Here is a 13,968-nt window from a genome sequence, read left to right on the forward strand (position 1 = left end):
GGCGCGACCCGTAAAGCTACGGGGTGGCCGAAAGGTCGGGGGCGGGCGATGGCATGGGCGCGGTCGCGGCGTGGATCACTCGCTGGGGATAGGGGATGATGATGCCGTTGTCCCTGAACAAATGCCACAGCCGGTTGAGGACGTCGGACTTCACATTGCTGACGCCGCCCTCCGGGTCGCTGATCCACACCAAAATCTCATGATCCACGCGGCTGTCGCCAAAGCCGATCAGCCAGACATTGGGTTCGGGTTCGCGCAGCACGCGCTGGCAGTCAAGCGCGGCTTGCCGCATCAGGCTCTGCGCAAGCGTCAGGTCGCAATCATAGCCGACCCCCACGGGGATGCGGACGCGGACGTTGCGGTCGGAATAGGACCAGTTCTCCACCTCCTGCGTCATGAGGTTTTCGTTGGGGATCAGATGTTCCTTGCCGTCACGGGTGATGACGCTAACGGCGCGGACGCCGATCTTGTTCACCCAGCCGAAACTGTCGCCCACGACGATGACGTCGCCGGGTTTGATCGAGCGGTCCATCAACAGGATGATCCCGGCGATCAAATTGCCGAAGGTCTTTTGCAGGCCGAAACCGACGGCCAGACCTAGCGCGCCGGAAAAGACGGCGAAGGCGGTCAGGTCGATGCCCAGCAGATCGACGCCGATGAAGAAGGCGGCGACGATGACGGCGATGGCGGCGAGCTTTTGCGCCAGCAGCTTCTGGGTCGGGTCAAAGCCGTCGGTATGGTCGATCGACCGGCCGATCAGCCGGTTGGCGAGGCGGACGAGGGCGAAGAGGGCGACGCAGGTGGCGGCGATCGACAGCAGGCCAAGCAGGGTGACGCGCCGCTTGCCCAGGCTAATGCCCACCGTGTCGAGCATCGCGCCGACCGGGGCAAGGCCGCCGCTGGTGCCGGACACGATGCTGAGGAACAGCAGCAGCGCCAACGGCAGTACCGCCCAGCGCGGGATGGCAAGGGTACGCAGGGCGTATACAGCGAGGAGCGCGACCGAGAGGCCAAGGGCGATGCCGAGGATGAGATGGCCGACTGAATTGTGGGGCCAGAAGGCAGCGGCGATGCCGATCAGCAATGCCGACAGCGCATAGCGCAACATCGCCCGCAGCCGCTCGGTAAAGGCCGGTCCCATGACATGGGTGCGGGGATGCAGGCGCGGGGCGATGAAGCGGGCGAAACCGGCAGCAGCGAGATGGAGCAGCAGCGCAAGGGCGAGGGCGATCAGCGGATGGATGATGCCGCTGTCGTCCGGCACATGGGCCAGCAACCAGTCGATGCCGGGCATCATCCCTAACCCCCGTCGCGGACGGCGCGGAAGCGGGTGAGACCGGCGGCGAGATCGGCGATCAGGTCAGCGGTATCTTCCAGCCCGATATGGAGGCGGACGGCTGGCCCATGTGCCTGCCAGACTGTCGCGCTGCGGTAGCGGGCGGGATCGACCGGGAGGGCCAGGCTCTCAAAGCCGCCCCAGCTATAGCCGATACCGAAATGGGAGAGGCCGTCGATCAGGGCAGCGCGGGCCGCTTCGTCGCCGCCATTGAGGGTGAAGCTGAACAGGCCGGTCGATCCGCTGAAATCGCGTTGCCACAGGGCGTGGCCGGGGCAATCGGGCAAAGCGGGGTGGAGGACGCGGGCGACCTCTGGCTGGTCCTTCAGCCAATGGGCGATGGCAAGGGCGCTGTCCTGATGCTGCTTCAGGCGCACGCCCAGCGTCCGCAGTCCGCGCGAGGCGAGCCAGGCATCGTCGGGGCTGACCATCTGGCCGAAGAGATAGGCGGTCTGGCGGATTTTGGCGAACCAATGGTCGTTGGCGGTGACGCTGCCCATCATGACGTCGCTATGGCCGACGATATATTTGGTGCAGGCCAGGATGGCGATATCGACGCCGTGGGACAGGGCCGGGAAATAGAGCGGGGTCGCCCATGTGTTGTCAGCCAGGGTAACGACGCCATGCTGGCGGGCCAGCGCGGTGATGGCGGGGATGTCCTGCACCTCGAAGGTCAGGCTGCCGGGGCTTTCGAGGAAGAGGGCGCGGACCCGTTCATCGGCTAAGCCGACACTGAGCTGGACAATGTCACAGGGATCGTAAAATATCGTTTCGATACCGTAATTATCAAGCATCTGCGTGCAGAAATTGCGGGTAGGGTCATAGGCGCTGTCGACCATCAGCAATTTGTCGCCGGGCTTCAGCACCGCCATCAGCGCGCAGGCGATCGCCGCGACGCCCGACGGGAATAGCATCGTCCCCGCCGCGCCCGGCTCCATTTCGGTGAGCGCGTCGGCGAGACTCCAGGCGGTCGGCGTCCCCTTGCGCCCGTAGAAGAGCCGCTCATGCGTGCTGCTGCCTGCCGCGCGGCGCAGATGGGCGACGTCATCATAAAGGATGGTCGAGGCGCGCCAGACCGGCGGGCTGACAATCGCGCCGGGCTGGCCGGGCATACCGGTCCATTCGGGCTTGCGGCCCGCCTGCGCCAGCTTCGTCAGCGGCTTGCGGTCATCATCGTCGCTCATGCCGGGCCGGTCGCCTTGGGCGTGGCGGGATCAAAACCCCATTCGGACCAGCTGCCGTCATACAGGGTGACGTCGCGCTGCCCCAGCAGTTCGAGGCCCGCCAGCAGGATGGCGGCGGTGACCCCGCTGCCGCAGGTGGTGATAACCGGGCGATCAAGGTCGATCCCGGCATCCGTGACTAGCTGACGCAATTCGTCGCCCTTCTTCATGCTGTTGTCCGCGTTGAACAGAGCGGAGGAGGGCAGGTTGCGTGATCCGGGGATATGGCCCGACGCCATGCCGGGGCGGGGTTCGGCTTCTTCGCCAGTGAAACGGCCTGCGCCGCGCGCGTCGAGGACTTGGGCTTGGTTGGTGGAGAGGTTGGCGATCAACTCGGCCTTGCTGCGGACCTGACCGGGTGCGCGGCGGGCGATGGCGTTGCCGGGCGTGGGAGTCGCAGGGCCGCTTTGCGTCGCGCGGCCCTCCGCCACCCATTTGGGCAGGCCGCCATCGAGGATCGCGGCGGAGACGCCAAGGCCATAGAGCCGCACCATCCACCAGCCGCGCGCGGCGCTGTGGGTCGGGCTGTTGTCATAGATAATGATGCGGCTGTCGGCGTTGATGCCCAGCGCCTGGGCGCGCTGCGTCATCAGCGCGTCGGGCGGGATCATGCCGGGGGTCGGATCGTCTGGATCGTTGAGGCTGGGCAAGTCCATGAAGGCCGCGCCGGGGATATGGGCGGCCTCAAATTCGGCGCGCGGGTCGCGCGGGGTGCCGGGCAGGAACAGGCTGGCGTCCAGGATGCACAGGTCCGGCTTGCCCAGTTGCGCGGCCAGCCAGTCGGTCGAAACGAGAATGTCCATGCGGTGCCCTTTGGCCTGATTTTCCTATCTGTAGAACGCGCAGGACAGGCAGGGAAGGGGGGTCAGGACGGGACCAGTTCACCCGCGGCGCGGGTGGCGGCGCGGCGATATTGGCGCGGTCCCTGGTCCAGGCGGAAGGGGGCGAGTCGTTCGGCGGGTGGCTCCTGTTCCTGCCCCAATATGAAGGCGCGGGCGGTGCGGCCATGGCCCAGCGGTTCGGCTTCTTCCGGTCCCCAGCGATAGCCCGCGTCAAAGGCGGCGAGCGGGATCAGCAGGCTGCGCTGACCCATCGTCACCGGCACGATCTGGTCGGGCATCAGCCGCAATTCGCCGGTCAACTGGCGCGTTTCGCCGGGCATGATCGATACGGCGGCATGGAGGGGCAGGCCGCTCTGCTGGGCGAAGAAGGACTGGAGCAAGGCCTGTTGCTCCGCGCCTGCATTGCCGATGATGCCGCGTATCAGCACATCCTGCGCGGGCGTGTCGCCGCGATTGTGGAGCAGCAGCCTATAGCCGACCGTCATCCCCATCAGCGAATAGCGCGCCTGGGTCAGGTCCAGCCCCATGTCGAGCCAGGGGCGGCCGGGCGCGTCGGGGATAGCGGCTACGGGCGCGGGTTCGGGCGTCGGCGCGGGCTGCGGAGTGGGCGCGGGTTTGGGCGGGGTTGGAACGGGGACCGGCGCGGGCGGCGCAATCTCACCTTCGGCCTCGTCATAGGCAGGTTTTTGACGGCGGCGCAGCAGGAGGGCTGCGACGATCGCCAGCAGCGCGAGCGCACCCCCGATGATCCAGGGCCAGGGGGTGGCGTCGGTCGGCGCGGGCGAGAGTGGCGCTTCCTCAGGCACCGCAGCGGTGGGGGTAGGAGCAGGCTCCCGTGCGGGTTGTGTCTCCGGCGCGGGGACCGGGCTGCTTTCATTATCGGGCGTGGTGCGTGCCGCTTCTGCTGCCGGGCGGGGGGCGGGCTGTGCCGGGGTGGCGCGTGGCGTGGGCGCTGGCGTCGGAGCAGCGCGCTGCGCCGGGGCTTGTGGCGCAGACTGGGTGGGCGCGGGTGTCGGTGTTGGCGTCACCGTGGGCGCTACCACCGGCGGAGGCGCGGTAGTCGTCGCAGGGGCGCGGAACACGTCCAGTTCCGGGCCTTGCTGGCGGGGATTGGCGGGCTGTGGCGCGCTGGAGGGCGGCAGGGTGAATACCGGCGCGGCCTCCTCCGTCTGCTGGGCATGAGCAGGCAGCGCGAGCAGCAACGGCGCGGCGAACAGGAACGAACGATGATACCCCATGGGCCGAGCCAAGGCACAAGAGCGGCTGAACCGCAAGTGAACAATGAGAGACCGATGACACCAGCCGTGCAATCGCGTAGGGGAGCGGCATGACCGATCCTGCCATGACCCCGCTCCATCTGGGCCAGACCAGCGCCCTGCCCACCCGCCCGGAAGAGGCGGTGCTGGACTATGTTCCCAACCCCCGGCCTGGCCGTACTTATCTGGTGCGCTTTGCCGTACCGGAATTCACCTCGCTTTGCCCGGTGACCGGCCAGCCCGATTTCGCGCATCTGGTAATCGACTATGCGCCCGGCGACACGATCGTCGAATCCAAGTCGCTCAAACTGTTTCTGGGGTCGTTCCGCAACCACGCCGCCTTTCATGAAGATTGCACCGTGGGGATCGGCGAACGGCTGTTTACCGAGATGAAGCCGGTGTGGCTGCGCATCGGCGGCTATTGGTATCCGCGCGGAGGGATTCCGATCGACGTGTTCTGGCAATCGGGTGCGCCGCCGCAGGATTTATGGCTGCCCGCGCAGGATGTGCCGGGCTATCGCGGGCGGGGGTGAACAAACGGATGTTGGGGGGGTGTACCTCCCACTTGTTTGACGAACGGCCAACAGGGTTCGACCAGCGACATTGTAATACCATATCATTGCGTGACCGATGCAGCGAAACCGGTTATTCCGCGTTCATCACGGTGCCGGTCCGATCGGACCCAAGCCTGCCTGACGTGTCGGAGTCTGAAACCCTATGTCGCTTGCCAAAATCCTGCCGCTGCTCATCGCAGCCGCGCCCATCGCCCTTGCCACCCCTGCTTTCGCGCAAGCTGGTCCTGCCGCTGGTATCACCACCCAATTGCCGCGCGGCGCGGTGCCCAGCCATTATGCGATCGAGGTGACGCCCGATGCGGCGAAGCTGACATTCACCGGCAAGGTGACGATCGACGTGACGGTCAGCGCGGCGATGCCCGCATTGGTGCTGAACGCTGCCGACCTGACCTTTGGCGACGTTATGCTGACCCCGGCCAAGGGCAAGGCGATCAAGGGCAGCGCCAAGGTGGATGCCGATGCGCAGACGGTGACGCTGGATTTCGGCAAGCCGCTGGCACCGGGGCAATATAAGCTCGCCATCGCCTATGCCGGTATCATCAACACGCAGGCGAACGGGCTGTTCGCGCTCGACTATGCCAATAGTGAAGGCCAGGCGAAGCGGGCGCTGTTCACCCAGTTCGAGGCACCCGACGCCCGCCGCTTCGTGCCGAGCTGGGACGAGCCAAGCTATAAGGCGACGTTCGATCTGAGCGCGGTCATCCCGACCGGCGAACTGGCGGTCGGCAATATGCCGGTCAAGACGACCAAGGATCTGGGCGGTGGCAAGACCCAGGTGACGTTCGGCACCAGCCCCAAAATGTCGTCCTACCTGCTCTTCTTTGGCCTTGGCGAACTGGAACGGGCGACGAAAATGTCGGGTGCGACCGAAGTGGGCGTGATCACCGGCAAGGGCAATAGCGGCAAGGCCGCGCTGGCGCTGGATGCGTCGGCCAGCATCCTGCCCTATTTCAACGATTATTTCGGCACCCCCTATCCGCTGCCCAAGCTCGACAATGTTGCCGGGCCGGGCCAGAGCCAGTTTTTCAGCGCGATGGAAAATTGGGGCGCGATCTTCACCTTCGAGCGCGCGCTGCTGGTCGATCCGCGCTTCACCTCCGAAGCGACCAAGCGCCGCATTTACGAAACCGTCGCGCATGAAATGGCGCATCAATGGTTTGGCGATCTGGTCACCATGGCCTGGTGGGACGATCTCTGGCTGAACGAGGGTTTCGCCAGCTGGATGGCGACCAAGGTGACCGACAAGCTGCAACCCGGCTGGGAAATGCTGCTGACCCGCGTGGACGGGCGCGAGGCGGCGATGAGCCTCGATTCGCTCGCCACCACCCATGCGGTGGTGCAGAAGATCACCACCGTCGATCAGGTCAATCAGGCGTTCGACGCGATCACTTACCAGAAGGGTGAAGCGGTCATCACCATGCTGGAGGGCTTTGCCGGCGAGGATGTGTGGAAGAACGGCATCCGCAGCTATATGAAGGCGCACGCCTACGGCAACACCGTGACCGATGACCTTTGGAAGGCGGTCGAGGGTGCCGGAGCCAAGGGGCTAGTGAGCATCGCCCATGATTTTACCAGCCAGCCGGGCATCCCGCTGGTCACGGTGGAGAGCGCCCAATGTCAGGGCGGGCAGACCGTGCTGAACCTGTCGCAGGGCGAATATAGCCGCGATGCGAAGGGCAAGACACCGCTCAAATGGAATGTGCCGGTGTTGGCGCAGACCATTGGTGGCGCGCCGCAGCGGCTGATCTTGGCTGGCAAGGGGCAGATGGTGCTGCCGGGCTGCGGTGCCTATGTCGTCAATGCCGGGCAGACGGGCTATTATCGCTCGCTCTATCCCGCCGCCAATGTGCAGGCTCTGGCGAAGGATTTTACCAAGCTGGCGTCGATCGACCAGACCGGCCTGCTGGCGGATAATTTCCAGCTGGGGCTGGGCGGTTATCAGCCGATCGGGCTGGCGCTGGACCTGATCGACGCGGTGCCGGTTTCGGCCAGCCCCGCCGTGCTGGCGGAGGTGCCGGGCTATCTCGACAGTGCCTATGCCATGCTGGAGGGCGACAAGGCGGCGCAGGCGAAGGTTGCGGCCTATGCGTCGGCCAAGCTGACTCCGGCGCTGAGCGCGATCGGCTATGACGCCAAGGCGGGCGAGGGGCCGCAGGTGCCGGTGCTGCGGTCAGCGCTGGTCTCCACGCTGGGTGATATGGGTGACAAGGCGGTGGTGGCGGAGGCCAACCGGCGCTTTGCCGCGCTGGCAAGCGATCCCGCCGCGCTCGACGGGCCGCTGCGCAATGTGTGGCTGGCGATCATCGCCAAGAACGCGGATCAGGCGACCTGGGACAGATTGCGGGTGATGGCCAAGGGAGCGAAGAGCGACCTGGAGAAGAGCAGCCTGTTCGCGCTGCTGGGCGCGGCGAAGGATGAGGGGCTGGGTGCCAAGGCGCTCGATCTGGCGCTGACCGACGAACCGGGCAAGACCACCAGCGCGGCGATCATTGCGCAGGTGGGGGCCGAGCATCCGATGCTGGCGGTCGATTATGTGCTGGCGCACCGCGCGCAATATGAGGCGCTGATCGACGTGTCGGCGCGGAGCCAAGCACTGGCGCGGCTGGGCGGCGGATCGGCTGATCCGGCGATGGCGACCAAGCTGGATGCTTATGCGACCCAATATCTGACGCCCGAATCGCGCAAGGTGGTGGATCGCTCCATCGCCGCGATCAAGACGCGGATCGAGACGCGGAGCCGGCTCAAGGCACCGCTGGCGGCCTGGTTTGCGGGGAAGTAGCACAATCTCCTCCCCTCCCTTTTAGGGAGGGGCTGGGGGTGGGTGGCGAGCGTAGCGAGCCTCTTTCGGAGGCACCCACCCCTAACCCCTCCCTGGAAGGGAGGGGGATAAGATTGATTAAAACCCCAATGCCTTCATAATATCGTCCCACGCGACCAGCTTGAAATTCTGCGCGGCGGCTGCGTTGTGGCCGTCCTGTGCGATGAACAGGCCGCCGGGGAATTGCGGGCCGAAATCGCCCAGCATCAGGTCGATGCCGTCGGTTTCTTCCGATCCGCCAATCGTGCCATCGACCACGCGGAAGCGACCGACATAGGCGTCGTCGGACAGGCGATAGGCGACATAGGCATTGTCGCCCTGGCTGGAGACGAGGACATAGCCGTCCTTCTCGCCCATGGGGGCGATGGCGACGCCTTCGGCATCCATGACCAGATTTTTGCCGTCCGCCGCCGCGATCTGCACCGGCGTGGTTGGGCCGGTCGCGCGGGCGTCGAAGCGCCAGAGGCCGACATCTTCCTCTGCGACATAGAGGCGGTTGGTGCGGTCATCGACGGCGCAGCCTTCCGACTGGGTGCCCAGTTTCAGGGTGCGGACGACGCGGCCCGTGGGCGTCGCCCCGGACGTGTCGAGCGCGACCTGATTGATCGTGCCGTCCTTCAGCACGATGAAGGCATAGAGGCCCGCGGCGTCCGACCCCATGCAGATGCCATAGGCTTCGCCCGCGCCGCCTTCGACCTTGCCCAGCGCAGTCAGCTTGGCGGTGGCGGGGTCGAGCCGGAACAGGGCGATCTTCGCGCTGGTGACGGCGTTGCGGTCGCTGGCGGCCACCAGGATGCCGCGCTGGCCGTTGATGGTCACTCCGTCCTTCAGATCGACATTATTGACCCGGCCCGCGTCCAGAAAGTCGCGCACCTTGCCGTCTAGCCCATAGACATAGAGGCCCGCTTTCTTGTCGGTCCCCACGATCAGGCTGGCGGCCGGGTTCGCCGCGTTGCGCCAGATCGCCGGATCGTCCGCTGCATCGGCATTGGTGGTGCCTACCGGCGTGGTTTCGCCGCGCGCAGTTACGGAGGCAGCAGGCGTGGCATTGGCGATGCGAACAGCGACAGGGACTTCGGTTTCAACAGTGCTACAGGCCGACAATGTAATGAAAGTGAAACAGTAAATCATCGAACTGTAATATTTATTTCGCGATATAGTCACCAATGCCTCCTAGCGGCCCATTCAGACGGGCTAGATACAAGAGATAGTCCGATCGTCAATGTATCTGTTAAATGACAGGGGGACTATATGGTCGCGAATAAGTGGCTGATGCTGGGTTGTGCTTCGCTTGCACTGATGTCGGCACCCGCCGGTGCGCAGGCACCTGCTGCCGCTGAGGACGTTGCGCGGACGGACGGGCCGATCACCCAGGCCGCCGACATCGTCGTCATTGCCGGGATCGGCTATCGCGACCGCACCGACACCCCCGAACCCGTGCTGAAATATGGCACCGACTATTTCCAGCGCTTCGAACCGCTGACCGCCGGTGACGCGCTCAAGCGCGTGCCGTCCGTCACTTTCCTGTCGGACGTGATCGAAAGCGACGCGCCGCGTTTGCGCGGTCTGCCGCCGGGTTACACGCAGATTTTGATCAATGGCGAGCGCGTGCCGGGTGCCAGCGCCGATCGCAGCTTCTTCCTCGATCGCATCCCCGCCGAACTGATCTCCAGCGTCGAAATCGTCCGCTCCTCCTCCGCGCGTCGCACTGGTGATGCCGTCGCAGGCACGCTCAACATCAACCTGCGCGACGGCTATGAGCTGAACGGTGGCTATGTTCGCGCGGGCGGGCTTTATTATGATGACAAGGAAATCGAGCCGAGCCTGGGTCTGGTCTGGGGCGGTCAAGTTGGTCCCGGCCGACTGCTGCTGGGCGCGAATTTGCAGGGGCGGCACAACCCCAAGCAGAAGAAGAGCCTGCGCTATGGCGATTCGCCGGAAAACAACGCCGATTACGCCACCGACGATTTCGACAATCGCGAGGACCAGAGCGATACCCGCGATGGCAAGGATTACAGCTTCAACGGCACATATGAGATTGACGCTGGCGACACCAATTTCAAGCTGAACGGCTTTTATGTAAAGACCGACCGGACGGAAACCGAGCGCAGCTTCGAATATAATAGCGCCACCGGCACGCCGGGGCCGGTCAGCGTCGATGATGAAGATGATACAACCCCGCGTCTGTTGAGCGACAACGCCAATGTCGCCAAGATCGACCAGGAGAATTTCTCGATCGACGGCAAGCTGTCGCATCAGTGGGCGGCGGGCAAGACGTCGGTGCGGGTGGGCTATGCACAGTTCATCGAGGATCGCCGCGAAACCGAATATGAACTCGGATTCGACGAGGACGAGGCCGAAGTGGAGGGCGCGCTTACCCTCAACGACATCAAGGACCGGGAATTTTCGGTCAAGCTGGAGCATGAAGTCCCGCTCGGCGAAACGATGAAGTTCGTGTTTGGCGGCTTTTATCAGGACAAGAACCGCCGCACCGGCATCATCGAAGGCGAGGTTGAAGGGACAGGGGCGTTCGTTTGGGATCAGTTCAGTCAGAACCCGACCGGTCTGGTTGGCGATTTCGAGGATATTGAAACGACCGCCGACGTCCGCATCAAGGAGAGGCGCCGCGATGTCTTTGCCCTGGTCGAGGGGGATACCGGCAGCCTGAAGTGGGAAGCGGGCGTCCGTTACGAGCACACCAAGGTGCGCGTGGCCGACCTGATCAACGACGATGACTTCGCCAACCAGAGCAACAGCTATGGCGAATTACTGCCGTCGGCCTCGTTCAAATATTCGCTGACCGACCATGACCGGATCATCGGATCGTTCGCGCGCACGCTGCGCCGGCCGCAATTCGATTATATTTCACCGGTCTTGTATGAAGAAGAAGTGGGCGACAGCGACCTGCTGGGCAATCCGGCGCTTGATCCGGAAACAGCCTGGGGCTTTGATATCGGCTATGAACATCGCATGGGATCGGGCGGCATTTTCGGCGTCAACTTCTTCTATCGCGACGTCAAGAATCTGATCGAGCTGACCAATACCGGCGAAGAAGGGTCGGAAGGCGAAGGCACATTCGTCTATCAGCCGATGAATGTCGGCAATGGCAAGGTGTGGGGCGTGGAGTTCGACCTGTCGACCGATCTGGGTTTTGTGGGCCTGCCCAACACCGGCATTTTCGGCAATCTCTCGCTGCTGGACAGCAAGATTACCGACGTGATCGGCGAACGGCGGTTCAACGACCAGTCGAAATATGTCTATAATTTCGGCTTTATCCAGGATTTCCCACAAGCAGGCGCGGCGTTCGGCGCGACCTATCGCAAGCAGGGCAGCGCCTTTGGCCGGGTGATCGCGGAGGAAGTGACCACCACCTATGGCGCGGACCTGGAAATCTTCGTCGAAAAGCGGATCGGCAAGACCTTCACGATCCGCGCGGTTGGGTCCAACCTGCTGAACGGGGCCAAGCGCGAGACGTTCAACAAGTTCGACAATCTGGCCGACCAGATCGACCGCGATTTCGACGAATATGAGCTGGAAAGCGAAAAGGCGGGACCCGTGTTCCAGATCATGGCGCGTTACGCCTTCTGATCTTCGGTCTGCTTCGCAAAAAAGGGGGGCTGCGGTGGACGCAGCCCCCCTTTTTTGCGTCAGGCGGCGGTGTTGAGATAGGCCGCAACGGCATCGACGCTGTCGCCCACCGTATCGACCGCTTCCTCCAGCTCTTCGCGCGACACGTCGAACCGGCGGGTCCAGTATTCGACGGCGTCGGCATCATCCAGGCTGACTTGGCTGGCCTCTGACGGCCCTGCCTGGCTTTGGTCGTTGATCATCGTTGCGCCCGTCTGCTGAGTCTTCTCAAAGCATCAGCAATGCACAAATGGCGATCCATGTCCGCTTCCCTTTAGGACAGGTTTTGGCCTTCAGGACAGGGGAGCGGAGGCCCAGCGGCGCAGCTTGAGGTAGAGGCCGCCGATCACCAGCGCAAAGACGAGGATGGAGAGCGGCACCGCCCAATGGCTTTCGCCGACCAGCGCCAGCGGTGCGTCGCTGTCCGTCGCCGCGACGATCCCGGCGAAGGCGACGCCGAACAGGCTTTCGCCGACGATGAAGCCGGTGGCCATCAGCACGCCCATCCGCTCGGCAAATTCCGGGTGCGCCTGACGCAGCGCCCAGCGATTATAGAGGTGGCCGATGACCGCACCGACCGGGATCAGCAGGGTCAGCGCCATTGGCAGATAGATGCCCATGCCGACCGCCAGCGGTGGCAGGCGCAGCTTGCCCGCCTTGCCCAGCAGTTCGTCCACCAGCACCACGACCGCGCCGATGCCCGCGCCGATGCCGATCAAGCCCCAGTCGAGATCGCCGCCCAGCACGCCCTTGGCCAGCGCAGAGATAAGCGCGGCCTGCGGGGCGGGCAGGGCGTTGGGTCCGGCACCCGGAGCACCGGCAAAGCCAAAGGCGCTATTGAGCAGGTCCAGCACGGGTGGGATCACCAGCGCGCCGAACAATACGCCCAGGATCAGCGCGATCTGCTGCTTCCACGGGGTCGCACCGACCAGCTGGCCGGTCTTGAGGTCCTGGAGATTGTCGTTGGAGATGGTGGCGATGCCGAACACGATGGCGGTGGTGAACAGGGCATAGGCGACCAGTGCCTGACTGCGATCCGGGTCGCCGCCCGATCCGTAGATCGCCGCCAGCATCAGCGATGCGCCCAGCACGGCCAGGATGCCGACGCCCGAAATCGGGCTGTTCGACGCGCCGATCAGGCCCGCCATATAGCCGCAGACCGAGGCGATGACGATGCCCGCGACCAGCACATAGGCCAAAGTCAGCGCGATCACCGGAATGGGGTTGGCCGCGATCGGGCCGCCCTGCGCGAAAATCCACAGCAGGACGCCGATAGGCAGCATCGAGGCGATAATGGTGCCGCCGACAATGCCGATCGGCAGGTCGCGCTCGGTCAGTTCCAGCAGCCCGGCATTGCCCGCCTTGCGCGTGGCATTGGCGACAAGGGCGGAGCGGATGCCGCTGATGATGGGACCAAGTATCTTGAGCAGGGTCCAGATGGCGGCGACGCCGATCGTCCCCGCGCCAATGAAGCGCGCCTTCATGCGAAAGGTGGTGCCGACCAGGTCTGCCAGATCCGCGCCCGCTGGGACGGGCGTGGTCAGATAGGGGACGATGCCGACCCAACTGATCAGCAGGCCCACGAACATGGCAACGCCGACCGACAGGCCGACCAGATGGCCGACACCGATCAGCGCCATGGAGAAGCTCGTGGACATCGACGTCGCGCCGGTGCCGAATTTGAAGAAGGTGGCAGCTTCTTCGGCCAGCAGCTTCGTTTTGGCGATGATGGAGAAGGCGGCGGCGGCCAGCGCGCTCAGCAGGATGGCGGACAGGCCGCGCTTATTCTCTTCCTCGCCAAGCCGCGATCCGGCCCCGACTTTGAGCACCTCGGCGGCAGCGACGCCTTCGGGATAGGGCAGGTCCGATCCGGTGACGAGCGCACGGCGCAGCGGCACCGAATACATGACCCCCAATATGCCGCCCAGCGCGATGGTGCAGGCGGACAGCCAGTAGGGGAAGCCCTGCCACCAGCCGATGATGACGAGGCCGGGCAGCACGAAGATGATGGCGGACAAGGTGCCCGCTGCCGATGCGATGGTCTGGACGATGTTGTTTTCCAGGATCGTGCCGGTGGCGAACAGGCGCAGCACCGCCATGGAGATGACGGCGGCAGGAATCGAGGTGGCGAAGGTCAGGCCGATCTTGAGGCCCAGATAGACGTTGGCGGCGGTGAAGATCAGGGTGATGAGCGCGCCGAGGATGACCCCGCGCAGCGTCAGTTCGGCCATCGCGCTGGCCTGTGCCTTCTCCATTGTCACCCTGAATCCCCTTGGCTTGGCGCTTGTCGT

The 13,968-nt window shown here is 64.5% G+C and carries 10 protein-coding genes; 3 read left to right on the forward strand and 7 right to left on the reverse strand.

Annotated elements, in window-relative coordinates; translation table 11 throughout:
- Positions 1-16: 16 nt before the first annotated feature.
- From ACODSR_RS07285 to ACODSR_RS07300, 4 genes are all read right to left on the reverse strand, one after another.
- Positions 17-1,297: a mechanosensitive ion channel family protein gene (locus ACODSR_RS07285; RefSeq protein ID WP_489075104.1), complete on the reverse strand. Its 1,281-nt coding sequence runs from the start codon at positions 1,295-1,297 to the stop codon at positions 17-19.
- Between the two features lie 2 nt (positions 1,298-1,299).
- Positions 1,300-2,520 (reverse strand): cystathionine beta-lyase, encoded by a 1,221-nt coding sequence (gene metC / locus ACODSR_RS07290; RefSeq protein WP_489075106.1) that lies wholly within the window; start codon positions 2,518-2,520, stop codon positions 1,300-1,302.
- Positions 2,517-3,362: a sulfurtransferase gene (locus ACODSR_RS07295; protein WP_489075108.1), complete on the reverse strand. Its 846-nt coding sequence runs from the start codon at positions 3,360-3,362 to the stop codon at positions 2,517-2,519. The genes metC and ACODSR_RS07295 overlap by 4 nt, the downstream gene beginning before the upstream one ends.
- 62 nt (positions 3,363-3,424) lie before the next feature.
- Entirely contained in the window at positions 3,425-4,639 is a 1,215-nt protein-coding gene (locus tag ACODSR_RS07300; protein WP_489075110.1) for a hypothetical protein, read from the reverse strand.
- A gap of 89 nt (positions 4,640-4,728) precedes the next feature.
- On the opposite strand from ACODSR_RS07300, the gene queF reads away from it, so the two are divergent.
- Positions 4,729-5,190: a preQ(1) synthase gene (queF, locus tag ACODSR_RS07305; protein ID WP_489075112.1), complete on the forward strand. Its 462-nt coding sequence runs from the start codon at positions 4,729-4,731 to the stop codon at positions 5,188-5,190.
- A 184-nt stretch (positions 5,191-5,374) separates the two neighbouring features.
- Positions 5,375-8,011, forward strand: a complete 2,637-nt coding sequence (locus tag ACODSR_RS07310; protein ID WP_489075114.1) for a M1 family metallopeptidase — start codon at positions 5,375-5,377, stop codon at positions 8,009-8,011.
- Positions 8,012-8,128: 117 nt separating this feature from the next.
- Here the strand turns inward: ACODSR_RS07310 and ACODSR_RS07315 are convergent, their stop codons facing one another.
- Positions 8,129-9,181 (reverse strand): phytase, encoded by a 1,053-nt coding sequence (locus ACODSR_RS07315; RefSeq protein WP_489075426.1) that lies wholly within the window; start codon positions 9,179-9,181, stop codon positions 8,129-8,131.
- Positions 9,182-9,301: 120 nt separating this feature from the next.
- Between ACODSR_RS07315 and ACODSR_RS07320 the strand changes: the two genes are divergently transcribed.
- Positions 9,302-11,638, forward strand: coding sequence for a TonB-dependent receptor plug domain-containing protein (locus tag ACODSR_RS07320; protein ID WP_489075116.1), 2,337 nt, complete (start codon positions 9,302-9,304; stop codon positions 11,636-11,638).
- A 59-nt stretch (positions 11,639-11,697) separates the two neighbouring features.
- On the opposite strand, the gene ACODSR_RS07325 is transcribed toward ACODSR_RS07320, so the two are convergent.
- Positions 11,698-11,880, reverse strand: coding sequence for a DUF3606 domain-containing protein (locus tag ACODSR_RS07325; RefSeq protein ID WP_489075118.1), 183 nt, complete (start codon positions 11,878-11,880; stop codon positions 11,698-11,700).
- Between the two features lie 90 nt (positions 11,881-11,970).
- The gene (locus ACODSR_RS07330; protein ID WP_489075428.1) at positions 11,971-13,932 is read right to left on the reverse strand and encodes an OPT family oligopeptide transporter; all 1,962 of its coding nucleotides are present in this window, start codon (positions 13,930-13,932) and stop codon (positions 11,971-11,973) included.
- Positions 13,933-13,968 lie beyond the last annotated feature (36 nt).

Source organism: Sphingobium sp. FG125, from assembly GCF_057809795.1.